The organism is Abiotrophia sp. (assembly GCF_057275535.1).
The window spans coordinates 223,003-238,720 of the sequence record NZ_DBHIRJ010000001.1; the positions used below are offsets into that span (position 1 = coordinate 223,003).

General features: G+C 46.0%; 12 protein-coding genes and 1 other RNA gene. 2 read left to right on the forward strand and 11 right to left on the reverse strand.

All coding sequences use genetic code 11. From position 1 onward, the window contains the following. The first annotated feature begins 57 nt into the window (after positions 1-57). Together ACO53F_RS01025 and ssrS are read left to right on the forward strand one after the other, a co-directional pair. Complete coding sequence (locus ACO53F_RS01025; RefSeq protein WP_485136970.1) at positions 58-1,332, forward strand: replication-associated recombination protein A; 1,275 nt, start codon at positions 58-60, stop codon at positions 1,330-1,332. A gap of 47 nt (positions 1,333-1,379) precedes the next feature. Next, positions 1,380-1,569: non-coding RNA, 6S RNA (gene ssrS / locus ACO53F_RS01030), on the forward strand. Positions 1,570-1,645: 76 nt separating this feature from the next. Here ssrS and brnQ read toward each other — a convergent pair. The 11 genes from brnQ to mraY all read right to left on the reverse strand — a co-directional run bounded on the left by brnQ (position 1,646) and on the right by mraY (position 15,713). Next, positions 1,646-2,983, reverse strand: coding sequence for a branched-chain amino acid transport system II carrier protein (gene brnQ, locus ACO53F_RS01035; RefSeq protein ID WP_485136971.1), 1,338 nt, complete (start codon positions 2,981-2,983; stop codon positions 1,646-1,648). Positions 2,984-3,048: 65 nt separating this feature from the next. Further along, positions 3,049-5,832 carry an isoleucine--tRNA ligase gene (ileS, locus tag ACO53F_RS01040; protein WP_485136972.1) on the reverse strand — a complete coding sequence of 928 codons (2,784 nt, stop codon included), beginning with the start codon at positions 5,830-5,832 and terminating at the stop codon, positions 3,049-3,051. Between the two features lie 257 nt (positions 5,833-6,089). Further along, positions 6,090-6,776, reverse strand: a complete 687-nt coding sequence (locus ACO53F_RS01045; RefSeq protein WP_303824952.1) for a DivIVA domain-containing protein — start codon at positions 6,774-6,776, stop codon at positions 6,090-6,092. A gap of 31 nt (positions 6,777-6,807) precedes the next feature. Beyond that, positions 6,808-7,590 carry a YlmH family RNA-binding protein gene (locus tag ACO53F_RS01050; protein ID WP_485136973.1) on the reverse strand — a complete coding sequence of 261 codons (783 nt, stop codon included), beginning with the start codon at positions 7,588-7,590 and terminating at the stop codon, positions 6,808-6,810. 4 nt (positions 7,591-7,594) lie between these two features. Continuing rightward, positions 7,595-7,849 (reverse strand): YggT family protein, encoded by a 255-nt coding sequence (locus tag ACO53F_RS01055; protein WP_485136974.1) that lies wholly within the window; start codon positions 7,847-7,849, stop codon positions 7,595-7,597. A 117-nt stretch (positions 7,850-7,966) separates the two neighbouring features. Then, positions 7,967-9,250 carry a cell division protein FtsZ gene (gene ftsZ, locus ACO53F_RS01060; protein ID WP_485136975.1) on the reverse strand — a complete coding sequence of 428 codons (1,284 nt, stop codon included), beginning with the start codon at positions 9,248-9,250 and terminating at the stop codon, positions 7,967-7,969. 19 nt (positions 9,251-9,269) lie between these two features. Then, positions 9,270-10,745, reverse strand: coding sequence for a cell division protein FtsA (gene ftsA, locus ACO53F_RS01065; RefSeq protein WP_485136976.1), 1,476 nt, complete (start codon positions 10,743-10,745; stop codon positions 9,270-9,272). Between the two features lie 263 nt (positions 10,746-11,008). Further along, a complete protein-coding gene (locus ACO53F_RS01070; protein ID WP_485136977.1) occupies positions 11,009-12,187 on the reverse strand; it encodes a cell division protein FtsQ/DivIB in 1,179 nt (392 codons plus the stop codon). 32 nt (positions 12,188-12,219) lie between these two features. Further along, complete coding sequence (gene murG, locus ACO53F_RS01075) at positions 12,220-13,332, reverse strand: undecaprenyldiphospho-muramoylpentapeptide beta-N-acetylglucosaminyltransferase (RefSeq protein ID WP_485136978.1); 1,113 nt, start codon at positions 13,330-13,332, stop codon at positions 12,220-12,222. Positions 13,333-13,349: 17 nt separating this feature from the next. Beyond that, positions 13,350-14,741, reverse strand: a complete 1,392-nt coding sequence (murD, locus tag ACO53F_RS01080) for a UDP-N-acetylmuramoyl-L-alanine--D-glutamate ligase (protein ID WP_485136979.1) — start codon at positions 14,739-14,741, stop codon at positions 13,350-13,352. 21 nt (positions 14,742-14,762) lie between these two features. Further along, a complete protein-coding gene (gene mraY / locus ACO53F_RS01085; protein ID WP_485136980.1) occupies positions 14,763-15,713 on the reverse strand; it encodes a phospho-N-acetylmuramoyl-pentapeptide-transferase in 951 nt (316 codons plus the stop codon). Positions 15,714-15,718: the final 5 nt, after the last annotated feature.

The following is a 15,718-nucleotide window of genomic DNA, read 5'->3' on the forward strand; positions in this document are numbered from 1 at the left end:
ATTAGGTCTTTTGCGGTATGATGAATAGGCAGATAACTGAACGAAAGGAGGCCTCCCATGCTCCAACCACTCGCCTATCGCATGCGTCCACGTCAACTGGAAGATATTCTTGGTCAGGAGCACCTTGTTGGCCCTGGTAAGATTATCCAGCGCATGGTGCAAGCCAAACGCCTGACTTCCATGATTCTATACGGACCGCCCGGCATTGGCAAAACTTCCATTGCCAGCGCTATTGCAGGCTCGACCCGTTATGCCTTCCGAACCCTGAATGCGGCCACCGATGGTAAGAAAGAACTGGAACAAGTAGTAGAAGAAGCCAAATTTTCTGGCACCCTTATCTTACTCTTGGATGAAATTCACCGATTAAACACCACCAAACAGGATTTCCTGCTACCACATCTGGAGAGTGGTCGGATTATTCTGATTGGGGCGACTACCGAGAACCCCTATATCGCCATCAACCCCGCCATTAGAAGTCGGGTGCAAATTTTTGAACTCAAGCCCCTCAGCCCTGAGCAGGTTTGCCTTGGTTTGACTCGGGCCTTAGACGATCAAGAACGTGGGCTCGGTAAGTACCCTGTACAAGTCCAGGATGGCGTTTTGGAACATTTTGCCCAAGTTTCGGGCGGTGATATTCGGACCAGCCTTAACGCCTTAGAGCTGGCAGTCCTGTCAACTGAACCGGACCAAAATGGGCAAATTATCATCGACATGGCAGTGGCCAGTGATTGCTTGCGACGTCGCCGACTTCAACATGATAAGAATGGTGACGCCCACTACGACGTCATCTCCGCCCTACAAAAATCCATCCGCGGCAGTGATGTCGACGCTGCCCTTTATTACCTAGCCATATTACTGACTGCCGGCGAGCTGACGGTTGCCTGCCGTCGCCTGCTAGTGATTGCCTATGAGGATATTGGTCTAGGCCACCCAGCTGCCACGCAAAGAACGGTTGCGGCCATTCAAGCCGCTGAAAAGCTAGGCCTGCCAGAAGCCAGCATTCCCTTAGGTTTTGCGGTCATCGACCTAGCCTTGAGTCCAAAATCCAATACTAGCTATCGTGCTATCAAGTCTGCTATGGCTGCGATTGACCAAGGACAAGTCGCCCCTGTCCCAGACCATTTGCGGGACAGCCACTATCAAGGCGCTGACAAGTTGGGTCGAGGACTTGACTACCGCTATCCCCACGACTATCCTGGTCATATCGTAGCTCAAGAATATTTGCCTAAGGAGTTAGCTCATCACCAGTTCTTCCAAGCAGACCCTAGTGGTAAGTATGAAGAAGCCTTGGCTCACTACTACCAAAAAGTTAAAGAAATCCTCAAAAAATAAGAGCGCTTACTTGCAAATTTAGCAAGTCGTGCTATAATAAAAGTATAGAAGATCTGTGGTGTACGTGACATATACACTGTGTTGACCGAACATTTTTCTTTAGATATAGGGAACCAACTCGACTGACTTATGACAGGCCTTTTCACTTGGTAGTCAGCGGTTAGGCGTTAGGTGCCCACCTGCTTAGATTGCGGGTTCAAAACATCTATATGACCAAACGGCACTAACGGATTTGGGTAGGAACTATGGTTCCTGCCCTCTTTTTTATATAGAAAAAGAGCTTGGGCAAGCCCAAGCTCTTTCACTTATGATTTTACGATACTTTTCGTCTCACTTGCCAATGTGCAATAGCCAAACCCAACAAACTAGGTACAATCCAACCTAGGCTCTGGCCACTCAGGGGCAAATAAGTAGAGAATGTAGAGGCTAATGCTTTCAATGGTAGTAGCCAAGCTAGCTCTGGCATGGCTTGAATGCCATCGATTAGCGCCACTATCCCTGTCAGTGCCATAGCCCATTGGTAGTAAAGGCTGTCGATTGCCCGACCTCGGCACAGTAAGGTGACCATGACTAGGACAATGGCCAAAGGATAGAGAAACATGAGCACCGGAACTGCCCAAGCAATAATTTGAGTTAAACCGGCATTAGCGATAAGGGTAGCCAAGAGGCTAACCGCTAGTAAGTAATGCTTGTAATCCAGACTAGGAAATAGATCCACCATTGCCTCTGAAAAAGCCGTCAGGAGCCCTACCCCAGTCTTAAGGCAGGCCAGAATAACAATTAAGGCCAAAAGGATACTGCCTGCTGAACCGAGATAGTGATTAGCAATCTGAGCTAGCGCAATCCCACCATTGGCACTCATGGAGAAGTGCCCCAAGGATGTCGCCCCAGCATAGGCCAAGAGGCCATAAATTAGCCCCATTAAGACGATACTAATGGCGCCGGATTTGACCATACCTCTAGCCAGCTCACCTGGCTCCTGAATCCCTAAACGATTCATAGCTTGAACCATGACAATCCCAAAAGCTAGAGCCGCTAGCACATCCAGGGTCTGATACCCCTCCAGAAAGCCTGTTGCCATTGCTTGTTGAGCATAGCGCCCCTGGGCCATCATTTGCCCAGCTTGCCCCATCGGATTGAGAACTGTCAGGGTCAAAAGTAGTCCTAAAACCAGTAAAAAGGCAGGGTTAAGAATTTTGCCAATATAATCCAAAATCTTGCCCGGATTCAAGGACAGAAAGCCCGCTACTAGGAAGAAGATGAGGGAATAGATTAGAAGTCCTTGTCCTTGGTGACTCGATTCGATAAAGGGGGCTACCCCAATAGTATAAGATGTACTTGCCAAGCGTGGCACCGCAAATAAAGGGCCAATTACCAGATAGAGCAAAACCGTAAAAATCACACTGAACTTTTTGCCGACACGGCTGGCTAGTTCGGTTACACTCTTACTCTTAGACATTCCCATAGCGAGAATGGTCAGGAAAGGCAAGCCGATAGCTGAAATCAAGAGTCCAACCACAGCTGGTCCTACCTGAGCGCCACTTTCTTGTCCTAAGTGAACTGGGAAAATAAGGTTTCCTGCCCCAAATAACATCCCAAACAGCATGGAACCTAAATACAGGGCGTCTTTAGACTGAAGTTTTTTGTTCATTTATCATGCTCCATTTCAAGCAAAAGCAACATCCGAAAGGAATGTTGCTCTTACTTACTATATTATTATTCTGCTTCAAAGTAAGCAGGGTAATGTGTCTTAACAATCTGGTGGCAACGATGGCAAAGGGTTGGAGCCTCCGCAATCGTTCCTACTTCTGGACGGACTGCCCGGCATCGTTCACAGACATGCCCTTGAGCGCGGCTAACAGAAACTGCATAATCGTCTAAGACTAAGGCGTGATCTGGTGCCGGTGTGGTCACTAAGTCTAGATGAGAGACAATGAGTAATTGATCTAAATCTTGACTCAAGGCCTTCAAAGCCTTGGCTTGTTCTTCATTGACATAGAGGGTTACTGCTGCTTCAAAAGATTTCTTGATTGGATCTTGTTCTGCATTTTTCGCTTCCTCTAAGGCTTTTTGAACCCCTTGTTGGACATGGAAGAAGAGTTTCCACTGATCCACCAGGGCTTGATAAGCGGTCCCATCTACTGCTTGAGGGAATTCTGCTAACTGAACAAAGCCTTCAACCCCTGGCAATTCCTTCCAAGCTTCTTCCATGGTATGCAAGAGGACTGGAGTTAAGAGTGGCAAGAGGTCACGCAAGATGCCGTAGATGACGGTTTGCATTTGACGACGAGGTAAGCTATCTGGCGCTTCGATATAGAGTACGTCCTTAGCGAAATCCAAGTAGAAGGCAGACAAGTCAACCGTCATGAAGTTGATGACCTTCTTATAGATGCTAGCAAATTCAAACTTATCGTAGGCACTTAAAAGGTCGTTGACAAAGAGCTTGAACTTAGCTGTCATGTATTGATCAACTGGACGTAAGTCTTCAAAAGCTACAGTGTCCTTGCTTGGGTCAAAGTCTGACACGTGGCTTAGCATGAAGCGGATGGTATTCCGGATTTTACGGTAAGCCTCAGCAATTTGCTTGAGGATATCCTTAGAAATCCGTACATCTGATTCTGAGTCCACACTGAGAACCCATAGGCGGATAATGTCAGCTCCAAGCTCATTCATGACTTCTTCCGGCACAATTACGTTACCTAATGACTTACTCATCTTGTTGCCTTTGCCGTCTAAGACGAAGCCTTGAGACAGCACTGCCTTATATGGCGGTACGCCCTTAGCAGCAACCGAAGTGGTAAAGCTTGAGTTGAACCAACCACGGTATTGGTCAGACCCTTCCAAGTAGAGGTCTGCTGGGAAAGTCAGATAATCTCTGGCTTCTAAAACCCCTGCATAAGAGGTCCCAGAGTCGAACCATACGTCCATGATGTCAGTTTCCTTGGTGAATTTACCATTTGGGCTAGCAGGATGCGTGAAGCCTTCAGGCAAGAGGTCCTTAGCCTCACGTTCGAACCAGACATTAGAACCGTGTGTTTCAAATAAGCTTGCCACATGTTCAATGGTTTCAGCTGTTAAGATAGCTTCCCCATTTTCAGCATAGAAGATAGGGAGTGGCACACCCCATGCACGTTGACGAGAGATGACCCAGTCACCCCGGTCACGAATCATGTTGTAGATACGTGGCTGGCCTGATGGGTGGTACCATTTAACTTGTGTTTCAATTGCTTCAAGCAATTCTTCACGGAATTTATCAATAGAAGCAAACCATTGTGGTGTCGCCCGATAAATAACAGGTTTTTTAGTCCGCCAGTCATGCGGGTAACTGTGGACAAATTCAGAATAAGACAGCAGGGCACCCTTTTCCTTGAGTAATTCCACTACTAGTTTGTTGCCTTTTGCATAGAAGACACCTTCAAGGCCAGGAGCTTCATGAGTATAGTGACCTTGGTTATCCAATGGGGACAGAATATCTAAACCATAGGCTTTACCAACATGGTAGTCATCTTCCCCGTGACCAGGAGCAGTATGTACCAAACCAGTCCCTGCATCTAGGGTTACGTGATCTCCCACCATGAGTAGGGACTCCCGTTCATAGAAAGGATGCCAAGCAGTGAGTCGGTCAAAGTCCTTCCCTTGATAGTGCGCTTCTACTTGGTAATCTTCCCAGTTGAGGGTTTGAGCTAAGGACTCCAGCAAGTCTTGGGCTACGATGAAATGACGGTCTCCCACTTTGACTTGAACATAGCTAGCCACAGGGCTCACTGAAATCCCTAAGTTAGCTGGTAAAGTCCAAGGCGTGGTAGTCCAGATTACGAACTCAGCATTTTCAGGCACAATGCCTTTGCCGTCCTTGACCTTGAAAGCCACGTAGATAGAAGGAGAGGTTACATCTGCATATTCGACTTCGGCTTCTGCTAAGGACGATTCACTCGATGGTGACCAATAGATTGGCTTCAAGCCTTTGTAGATATAGCCTTTTGCCGCCATTTGGCCGAAAATACGGATTTGTGCCGCTTCGTATTCAGGAGCTAGGGTCAAGTAAGGATTGTCCCATTCACCTGTCACACCTAAGCGTTTGAAGTCAGCTTTTTGGCCTTCTACTTGGCGTAGGGCATATTCTTGACAGAGTTTGCGGAATTCGACCACAGACATGGACTTGCGGTCAACCCCTTCTTGCTTAGTCAGGGCAGATTCGATTGGCAGACCATGTGTGTCCCAACCTGGTACATAAGGCGACCGGAAGCCAGACATGGATTTAGAGCGAATGATGATATCCTTACTAATCTTATTGAGGGCATGGCCCATGTGGATTTTCCCGTTGGCATATGGAGGCCCATCGTGGAGAACATAAGTCGGCTTGTCAGCATTCTTAGCTTGGATTTGTTGATAAAGATCCGCATCTTCCCACTCTTTTTGTAGGATAACTTCTTTTGTTGGCAAATTCGCCCGCATGGCGAAATCGGTTTGACCGAGGTTGAGGGTCTCTTTTAGTTTCATATTGGCAATATTCCTTTCTTGACAGTATTAACTACAAAAAAAATATAAAAAGACGCCCCTCAACGGGACGTCGCAACGTGGTACCACCCAATTTTATTTGTAGTCATACAAATTCTCTTACATGATAACGCTCTTTAAGCGGCACCGGCTACTTTGGTTCACCGGGCATTATAAGTAAGCTGATTATCTACTCTACAGGGAACTCTAGGCTTGCACCCTTCCTAGATCGCTGGGGATGTGTAGTGAAGATAGTGGTCTTACATCATTTCTGGTAATTCAATTTTGATGGTTTGGCCCAAGATACTTTCAACAGAAGCTTGGTCATCCTTGTCAGGTGCCGCCTTAGCTTCTACGTCACCTTGAGTTTCATGTACGAATTCTTCAACGTCAGATGTAACTTGTGTCTCCACTTCTTGTTCTAAGGCAGCCACGCGCTCAGAACTACGTTCTTCAGCTTGACTATCTTCTGTCGCAGGTGTTGCAAAAGCAATTTCCTGTTCAAATGTTTGAGACTTAATTAAATCCAATTGTTGAGTCAACATGCGTTGCATTTCGAATTGGAGGTTGCGTCCATTATGACGTAAGAGTTCTACTTCATTAGCCAAGTGGTTGACGGTATCATGTGCATTAGCAATGATGCGATCAGACTCACGTTCTGCCTCATAAATAATGAGTTCAGCTTCCTTGCGGGCATTTTGTTTAAGGCGTTCAGCGGCTTCGTTAGCAATCAAGATTGAGCTATTCAAGGATTCTTGCAATTTCTCAAAATTTTTGATTTTCTCATCAGCTTCCGCTAACTGGCGTTTAAGGGCAGTCACTTGATCCAAAGCACGTTCGTAATCAACGACAACTTCATCTAGAAATTCATTGACTTCCTCTCTGGCGTAACCTCTGAATTCGCGATCAAAGTCTTTGGTTAAAATATCATTTGGTGTAATTGGCATGTCACACACTCCTTTGTTCTTGCTCTCTTCTTTAGACGACTAGGACTTTGACCTTAAGACGAATATTGTCTTTACGAGTCAACCCCTCTTCGGCATCAATTTGAAAACGTCCAAACTTCCTAAGCGAAACAAAATCGCCTGCCTCTAGCTCAAAATCCGGTCGATTAATTTCTAAATAATTGACCTTGACCAAGCCCCCTAAGACGGCTTCTTTTGCACGCTGTCTAGAAAAATTATAGACTTTACTCAGCATAGTGTCAAGCCTTAATGACGTTGTAATGACCGTCTGGTCTTCCCAGAGGACTTGTGGCGTCAGAAGCTGATCAGGCTCTATATTCTCAAGCCTTACTCCGACATTTCCTATCTTAGTCACATTCTGACAAACATAGGGCGCAATCTTGGCATCCACTAGCACTTGCCAGTCTTGACCATCCGTGATGATATCACCAATTCGATTGCGTTCTAAGCCAGCCCCTAGGAGAGAACCTAGGATAGACCCATGTCTTATATTGGCAAATTTCTGCGGAAAGTGAATCTTCAGGGCTTGAATCTGGAAGTCGCTAGTTTCTAAATCATAATACTGGGGATAAAAAACCAGTCTTTGACGTTCAGCTCCTGGCAAGCCACCTTGGCAGGCTAATTGAACTTCATCCTGTCCATTAGCCAGTTGCTGGGCAATCAGGGCCTCACGCGGAGTCACAAAGTAACTAGTGACCGGACAATAGCGACTAGCCGCATAAGCCATCTGTTCTAGCACATAGTCAATGAAGGCCTGTTCTTCTTTACGATAATGTTGATAAATGCCCTCTTTCATGGGATTACACCCCAATCAAGAGACGAAAGAGAAAATTACGCACTAAATGGAGAACCGCAAGTGCCGCAAAGGCCGAAAGACTAACGTTCCCTATTGGAGGGATAAAGCGATCAAAGAGCTCAACATAAGGCTCAACTAGTCTCCCAACCCACTGTCCCAATTCACTGTAACGGGCATCAGGGAACCAGGACATGATAGCCCAGATAAGAATGAGGGTCTCATAAGCCGTAAAGGCCCAAGAAATAAATTGTATCAGCATAATGGCTCTACCTCTTTACTTGATTTCTTCTTCAATAACGACCATAGGCACGCCAGCTAGCGCCCAGAAGCGTAGACTTGCGTGCCCATGGTGCTTGCCAACAACTAGTTGATTAAACTAGCCACGATGGCGTTTGCGGAAGAATGGTGGTGTATCAAGTTCGTTATCTTCCGTTGTGTCAACTTGACGATTTCGGCTAACGTCACTTGAACGTTGGAAAGTCCGCTGTGGCATGTCATGAGCAGACTCACGAGTGCTTTGTTCACGACGGATATCCCAGTCGCTGAATAAGTCACGTTCGCTCTCGCGACCGCGTGGTGCTAATTCAATGTCATTGCTTGGTGACACTGCTGGTTGGCTTGGCTCTGGCGCATTGCTTGCAGGCGCTGCATTGTAATTGTTGCGCGCTGGGCGTTGAGCCATCTTGCTAGGCGCATTCTTCTCAGTATCAATCCCAGTTGCGATAACCGTAACTACTACCTCATCGCCTAGGTTTTCGTTGATAGAAGTACCGAAGATGATGTTTACATCGCTAGTTGAAGCGTTGGCCACGATTTCGCTGGCATCTTGAGCTTCAAAGAGGGTTAAGTCAGAACCACCGGTAATGTTCAAGAGGATTTGTTCAGCCCCATCGATTGAAACTTCCAAGAGTGGAGAAGAAATAGCCTTCTTAGTTGCTTCAGCAGTACGGTTTTCACCAGAAGCCACCCCAATACCCATGAGGGCAGTCCCTTGGTCTTTCATGACGGTCTTCACATCAGCAAAGTCCAAGTTGACGTAACCTGGTGCAGTAATCAAGTCAGAAATCCCTTGAACCCCTTGACGTAAAACGTTATCCGCTTCAGAGAAAGCTTCTAACATTGGTGTCTTACGGTCAACGATTTCTAAGAGACGGTTGTTAGAGATGGTCACCAAGGTGTCCACGTTTTCCTTCAAGTTCTTAAGACCTTCAGCAGCGTAACGACCACGTTTAGGACCTTCAAAGGTGAATGGACGTGTCACGACACCCACTGTTAAGGCGCCTAATTCTTTGGCAATGCGCGCTACGATTGGGGCAGCACCCGTACCGGTCCCCCCACCCATACCAGCTGTTACGAAGACTAAGTCTGCGCCTTCAAGTACTGTACGGATTTGTTCTTCGCTTTCTTCAGCAGCCTTAAGACCTACTTCAGGGACTGAACCTGCCCCTAAGCCCTTGGTTACCTTAGGACCTAATTGAATCTTAGTTTCTGCTTGTGAGCCTTTGAGAGCTTGAGTATCTGTATTGGCTACAATAAACTCTACCCCTTGGACGCCTTCAGCGATCATACGGTTAACGGCATTACCGCCGGCCCCACCGACCCCGATGACTTTGATAACGGCGCCGTCACGGCCGTTAATTGAATCAAATGCTAATTCCATAAATCGTTCCTCCTGAATCTCAATCGAAAAATGTTCTGAAAAATGCTTGGATTTTACTGATAATGCCATTTCCTACAACAGGGACTGGGTTATCATAATTAACGCCTGCCTCTGGTTCTGGAACATAGTTGCTTTCTTCAGCAGCATAGCCTCCAAGGTTGGAGTATGCATCATAATCTGATACTGGCTCTGCTACCGTCCGTTGACGCTCTGGTCTTACCGGACGGCGAGGCGCTTGCTGACGAGGTGGCATCATTGGCTGGTTTGTTACATCCTGTGATGCAGTCTCTTGATAAGGCCGCTCAAACCCACGATCTTGACGTGGTGCACTAGCTGCTTGATAAGTTCCTTGCGCAATGCGATGCACAACATCTAAGCCTGCTGCATATTCTACCATGCCAATAGCTGTCGTAAAGACTGGGTTCCGCATACCCATTTGCTCTGGAATATAGAGGCGAACCTTAGGACCAAAATACTCTTGGGCTAGTTCTAAGACGCCTGGTAAGGAAGCCGCTCCACCAGTCAGAACGAAACCGCCTGGTAAGTCGAGGGCATCGACCCCTTCCAAGTCATCTCGAACTGTCTCAAAGATTTGCGCCAAACGGGCTTCAATAATTTCTGATAAATAGCGTTCATCTACGCGAACAGGTTCCTTACGCCCAACTGTCTCCACTGGGAAGTATTCTTCTTCAGAAGTCTGACGAGAGACCGCATAACCAAACTCACGTTTAATCCGTTCTGCATTTTCTAAGGAAGTATTAAGGATTAAGGAAATATCCTTAGTGACGAAGTCGCCACCTTCCTGGTCAACGAAGGAATACTTCAATTGGTTGTCATAAATAATTGAGGCACTGGTTTGGCCCCCACCCATATCTACGATGATGGTCCCAAATTCACGTTCATCAGGCGTTAGGGCTACTTCTGCAATAGCTTGAGGTTGTACCACTAATTCCGTAATGTTGAGTCCAGCCTTCTCCACACAACGACGAATGTTGTGGATGATGGTCTTAGGACCTGTAATCAAGCGTGCGTAGAGTTCTAGCCGAACCCCAATCATACCTTGAGGATCGCGAATACCGGTAAAACCGTCCACAATAAATTCTTCTGGAATGATGGAAATAATTTCCCGTTCAGGTGGAACAGACCGCACCTTAGCAGCCATAATGACATTATTAACATCTTTTTCGGTAATCTCACGAGTATCACTGGAAACAGCAATCATGCCGTGACAGTTATCAATCATCAGCTTGTTACTTGGTACGCCGACAATGACATCATTTATTTTAACTTGTGCTTTTTGCTCTGCTTGCGCAATGGCCTGTTGAATGGAATAGACCGTTTCATCAATATCAACAATCACGCCACGGCTTAAGCCACGTGATTTTTCATTACCTACGCCGATAATATTGACTTGGCCATTCATGTGCTCAGCTACAACCACTTTAATTGAGGTAGTCCCAATATCTAAACTAACAAAAATTTCTGGGGTTCTCACAAGCGTTAGCCCTCCTTTGTCCTCTCACAGGGAACCTTGGACTCCCTGGATGAGATATAATCTCTCCCTATAATTCTATCACATACTGGCCTTGATATGAAGCGAAATAATGCCTGTCACAAAGAATTAATATAGATTTTTCCCTTATTTGTCTCTGTTTGTTCTTTTTCACATAGTAAAGCCTTCCCATACTAGCTATCGGGACACTATGAAGACGGGCATATAGTAAAAGCGAGGACTAAGTCCTCGCTTCTATTTGTCTATTAAGGTTGTTGTCCAGACTGGACCCTTACTGGCCGTTGTTGGCCTGTAAATGGCGTAAAGTAGGCTCCCACTTCCAGATTAAGTGTCCCCTTCTTATCACCTAATTCTTTAAGCATTTGATTGTAGAAAGTCATCTTAAGATTGAAGGTTGGTAATACTGCCTTAACCAGGTTGCCATCCCGCATCTTAGCTTCAAAGGCACTATTCTTGCTAGCCTCTTGACCTAGCTTGAGACTTTCAATTTGACTGAGAATATCAGGCGGGGTTTGTTTCAACATGCTTGTCAACTCTGTTACTCGACCTGATGGGGCCTGAACCAAGAGTTCTGGCAATTGGTCTAGGTTGACCGCTTCTTTAGCTGCCACACTGGCACTAAAATCACCCCAAGTCCCATTATCTAAAACTGCAATCCATTGGTTTCCTGATTTAATTTTGGCTACAATAGCATGTTCTTCAATCTCTAGTTGGAGACTCTGCATATTAGGACGACGTAAGGTCACCTTGCTGACAAGTGGATTCTCCTTCATAATGGCTTGTTCAATCGACTTGCGCTTAGCCATGATGTCTTTGACTCGGTCAAAATCGCGAATACCTGAGGCGGCGACAATGGCTTCACCATCCACTCGCTGGTTTCCAACAATCTGAACAGCATTGACATAATGTGTTGGCAAGAGTCGATAACCCACTACTGCCAAACTTAAAACTAAGACAACGAAGACGGAAAATAGCTTCATCTTGCCCTTAGGCCAACGTGCTTGTCCAAATTCCTTACTTATTTTTTCTTGATTAGGGAGGGAAGTGTGATGAGGAGTTTGTCGATAGTTACCCGCTCTGGGCTTAGTCATAAGTCGGGTCTCATAATTCTCTTCATAGTCCGTCCAGGCTTGACTTGATTGAGTCGGCTTGGGCTTAATACGATGATTGCCCTGGCGTCTGCCTGAAAAGTCAGGCTGATTAGGAACTCCTTGCGCTTCTTCATAGTCATAGGGCGCTTCCTGATAAGTATGAGGACGCTGACGATCCTGATTAGGGCGCATAACAGGTTGTCCATTCGCATCTAAGCGGTAATTGCCCTGACTTCTTTGCCGGCTAGGTTGGCGACGTTGGTTGAGCGTTTGACGGTTCTCCTGATAATCTTCTTGATAGCGACTACGCTGATCCAGACGATAATTAGCCATTACTTCCCTCCTCTCTCTAGATTCTATTTTTCTTACTTACAGATTTCTTCTAAAACTTGTACCAAGCGATCTGAGGCGTCACGAATCCCTAATTCATAGGCTGATTGAGCCATTTTTTCTAGGTTTTCTGGGTCAGCCATCAGTTCCTGGATGGTCTCCACTAGTCTATTCGCAGTCAAATCAGCTTGTTTAATCATGCGAGCCGCCCCATGGTCCACAAGGGCCATAGCATTATGCTCCTGGTGATTGTTGGTAACATAAGGACTAGGCACCAGAATGCTTGGCAAGCCTAATGCCGTTAATTCCGTTAAGCTAGTTGCCCCACTTCTACCGACTACTAGCTTAATTTGGCGCAAGAGACTTGGCATATTGTCGATATAAGGCACTAGACGGACGTTAGCTGGCAGCTCTTCCTTGAGGCTTTGTCGCAATTCATCATAATGCACTCGCCCTGTTGCCACAATAACTTGGTAGTCTTGTCCAGCAAAAGACGGAATGGCTTCAACGGCCGCCTGGTTGATAGCTGGCGCACCACGGCTCCCCCCAAATACTAAGACAGTTGGCACTTGATCATCTAACTGGAATTGTTCTGAAAGGATGGTGTCCATTTTAGGTGTAGCCACAACTTCTTGGCCACGCGGATTCCCAGTTAAAATAATCTTGCTTTCTTGCCCCTTAAAGTCACTTTTCACTTCTTCAAAGCAAGTCGCAATCCGATTGACGAAACGGCTAAGGAATTTATTGGTAACACCTGCTACACTATTTTGTTCATGAATTAAACTTGGAATACCTAGACGGCTAGCTGCATAGAGGACTGGTGCACAGACATAACCTCCTGTCCCAATCACCACATCTGGCTTAAAGTCCCGTAAGATCTTTTTAGCCTTGTGGACACTGGTTAACATAAGCCAAGCTGTCTTAAGGTTTTCAAGAGATAAAGAACGTTTTAAACCCTGGATCTCAACTGATTGAAAGGCTAGGCCTTCTTTTGCGACAATATCTGCCTCCAAGCCCTTCTTACTACCAACATAGAGGCACTCTACCTCCGGATATTTGGCTTTAATGACTTGATAGAGGGCGAGAGCTGGATAGATATGTCCACCTGTTCCGCCACCTGAAAGTACGATACGTTTAATTTCAGTCATGCTAGACTACCTCCCTTTTAGTCCTTATAAGGTTTTTCAGCCAGATAAGACTGGATCAAGTCCACAAAATGCTGACCCCGCACCTCAAAGTTAGCGAATTGATCCCAACTTGCGCATGAAGGTGAGAATAAGACCACTTCTCCTGCTTGAGCAGCCTCATAGGCAGCCAAACTCGCTTGGTCTAAGTTTTCATAAAGATGAATAGCTGGCACTCCAGCTTGTCGGAAAGCTCTAGCCATTTTTTCTTTACTTTCCCCATAGAGAAAGGCCTCTACAACATGCTCTAAGTGGGGGATTAAATCATCGAATTCATTGCCTCGATCTAGGCCACCACCGATATAGCGGATTGGTTGAGTAAAGCTCTTAAGAGCAGTAGTAGCTGCTACCATGTTGGTTGACTTAGAGTCATTGTAGAAGATACGACCCGCTGATTTAGCAATAGGTTGCAAGCGGTGAGGCATGCCAGCATAGGCACTCAACTCCGCTTGAATAGCTTGGTTGGAGACGCCTAGTAACTTGGCCACTGCAATTGCTGCCAGGGCATTTTGAACGTTATGATCACCAGGCACGCCAATTTGTGACACTTTGGCTACTTCCTCACCGCGGAAATATAGAGCATCCCCTTGGCGATAGGCACCCTGGGCCTGCACTTCAGGGCTGGCTGGCAAATGACTAAATGGCACCTGCTGGGCTTTAACCTGATTGGCATGCGCACGAAGGGTTGGATCTGTCACATTATAGACCCAAAAATCGGCCGCCGTCTGATTAGCTACTAGTTTGAATTTAGCCGCCTCGTAACCTTCCTGACTCCCATGGTAATCCAAATGGGCTGAGGTCAGATTGGTCATAACTGCAATACTTGGTCGGAACTTCTCGGTGCCCATCAATTGGAAGCTGGATACTTCCATGACGATTACATCATCAGGGCTTGCTTGGTTGGCCGTTACAAGTGACGGCACCCCAATATTGCCTGCTAAACGCGCCTGACCATGTGGTCGGTGTGCTAGCATTTGATGAATCCAACTCGTCGTAGTGGTCTTACCATTACTTCCCGTCACGGCCACAAAAGGACATGGTGCAATCCATGAAGCTAGCTCAATATCTGTATAGATAGGCAAGCCTCTTTTTTGAGCTTCTTCAATTAGAGGCACATGATATGGTATCCCAGGGTTTTTGACCATAAAATCAAAGTCCTGGTCTAAGAGTTCTAGCGGATGTCCGCCACCTACCACCTTAACACCTCTGTCCATAAGCAAATGGACCGACGAATCTTCTAGAAGATTTCCCCGGTCATTTAAGGTTACTTGTGCCCCTTGAGTTAAGAGGTATTCAACGACAGAGCGTCCTGTCATAGCATAACCCATTACTAGCACTTTTTTATTTTTTAAATCTTGACCCATTTGTCCCATTAAACTCCACACCTTATCTGATTAGAATATGAAATAATAGCCTAACCCTGCTAAGAGGCCAACGAGCCAAAATACGGTCACAACTTTTTGTTCACTCCAACCACTCATTTCAAAGTGATGGTGAATTGGGCTCATCTTGAAAATTCGTTTACCAGTTAGCTTGAAGGACGCTACTTGTAACATGACGCTGGCAGTTTCTACTACAAAGACGATGCCAACTAAGAGTAAGCTCCAAGGATTGTTTACTAAGAGCGAAATCACCGCTAAACCAGCGCCTAAAGCCAAGGAACCAACGTCCCCCATGAAAATCTTGGCCGGCTTTTTATTATAATACAAAAAGCCAATTAATGCACCTACTACCACCAAACAAATCAAGGCTAAGGAGGTTTGCTTGCTCTTAAGTGCCATGGCCCCATAAACACCATAAGCAAAAATATTTAAGCCTGTTGCTAAACCATCCAAACCATCTGTTAAGTTGACTGCGTTGGAGAAACCTGTAATCCAGATAAAGGCGAAAATACCAATCACAAGGGCATTACTGATAAGAATTGGGCCTAGGTTGAAGGCTAATTGCACCTTATTCAAAAGACCAATTAAAACGATAATACCAGAAAAAATCAATTGGGTTAAGAATTTTTGACGTGGCGTCAAACCTTCATTTTGATGGCGGAAGATACTAATAAAGTCATCGATAAAGCCAATCCCACCGAATAGCAAGAAAGTCAACAAGAGCATCCAGACACCGCCGTCTAAGAGTCGCAAGAGAGCAGCGGACCCTAAAAGGGTGACTAAAATGGCCATGATAAAGACTGTTCCACCCATGGTCGGTGTCCCCGTCTTGACTTCATGCCACTTAGGACCTTCTTCACGGGTTGTCTGTCCAATCTTTCGATAGTTAAAGTAGCCGATAAAGAACGGCATAATGATTACCGTGATTGCAAAACTCACGGCCATTGGCAATAGTAATTCCATCTCAC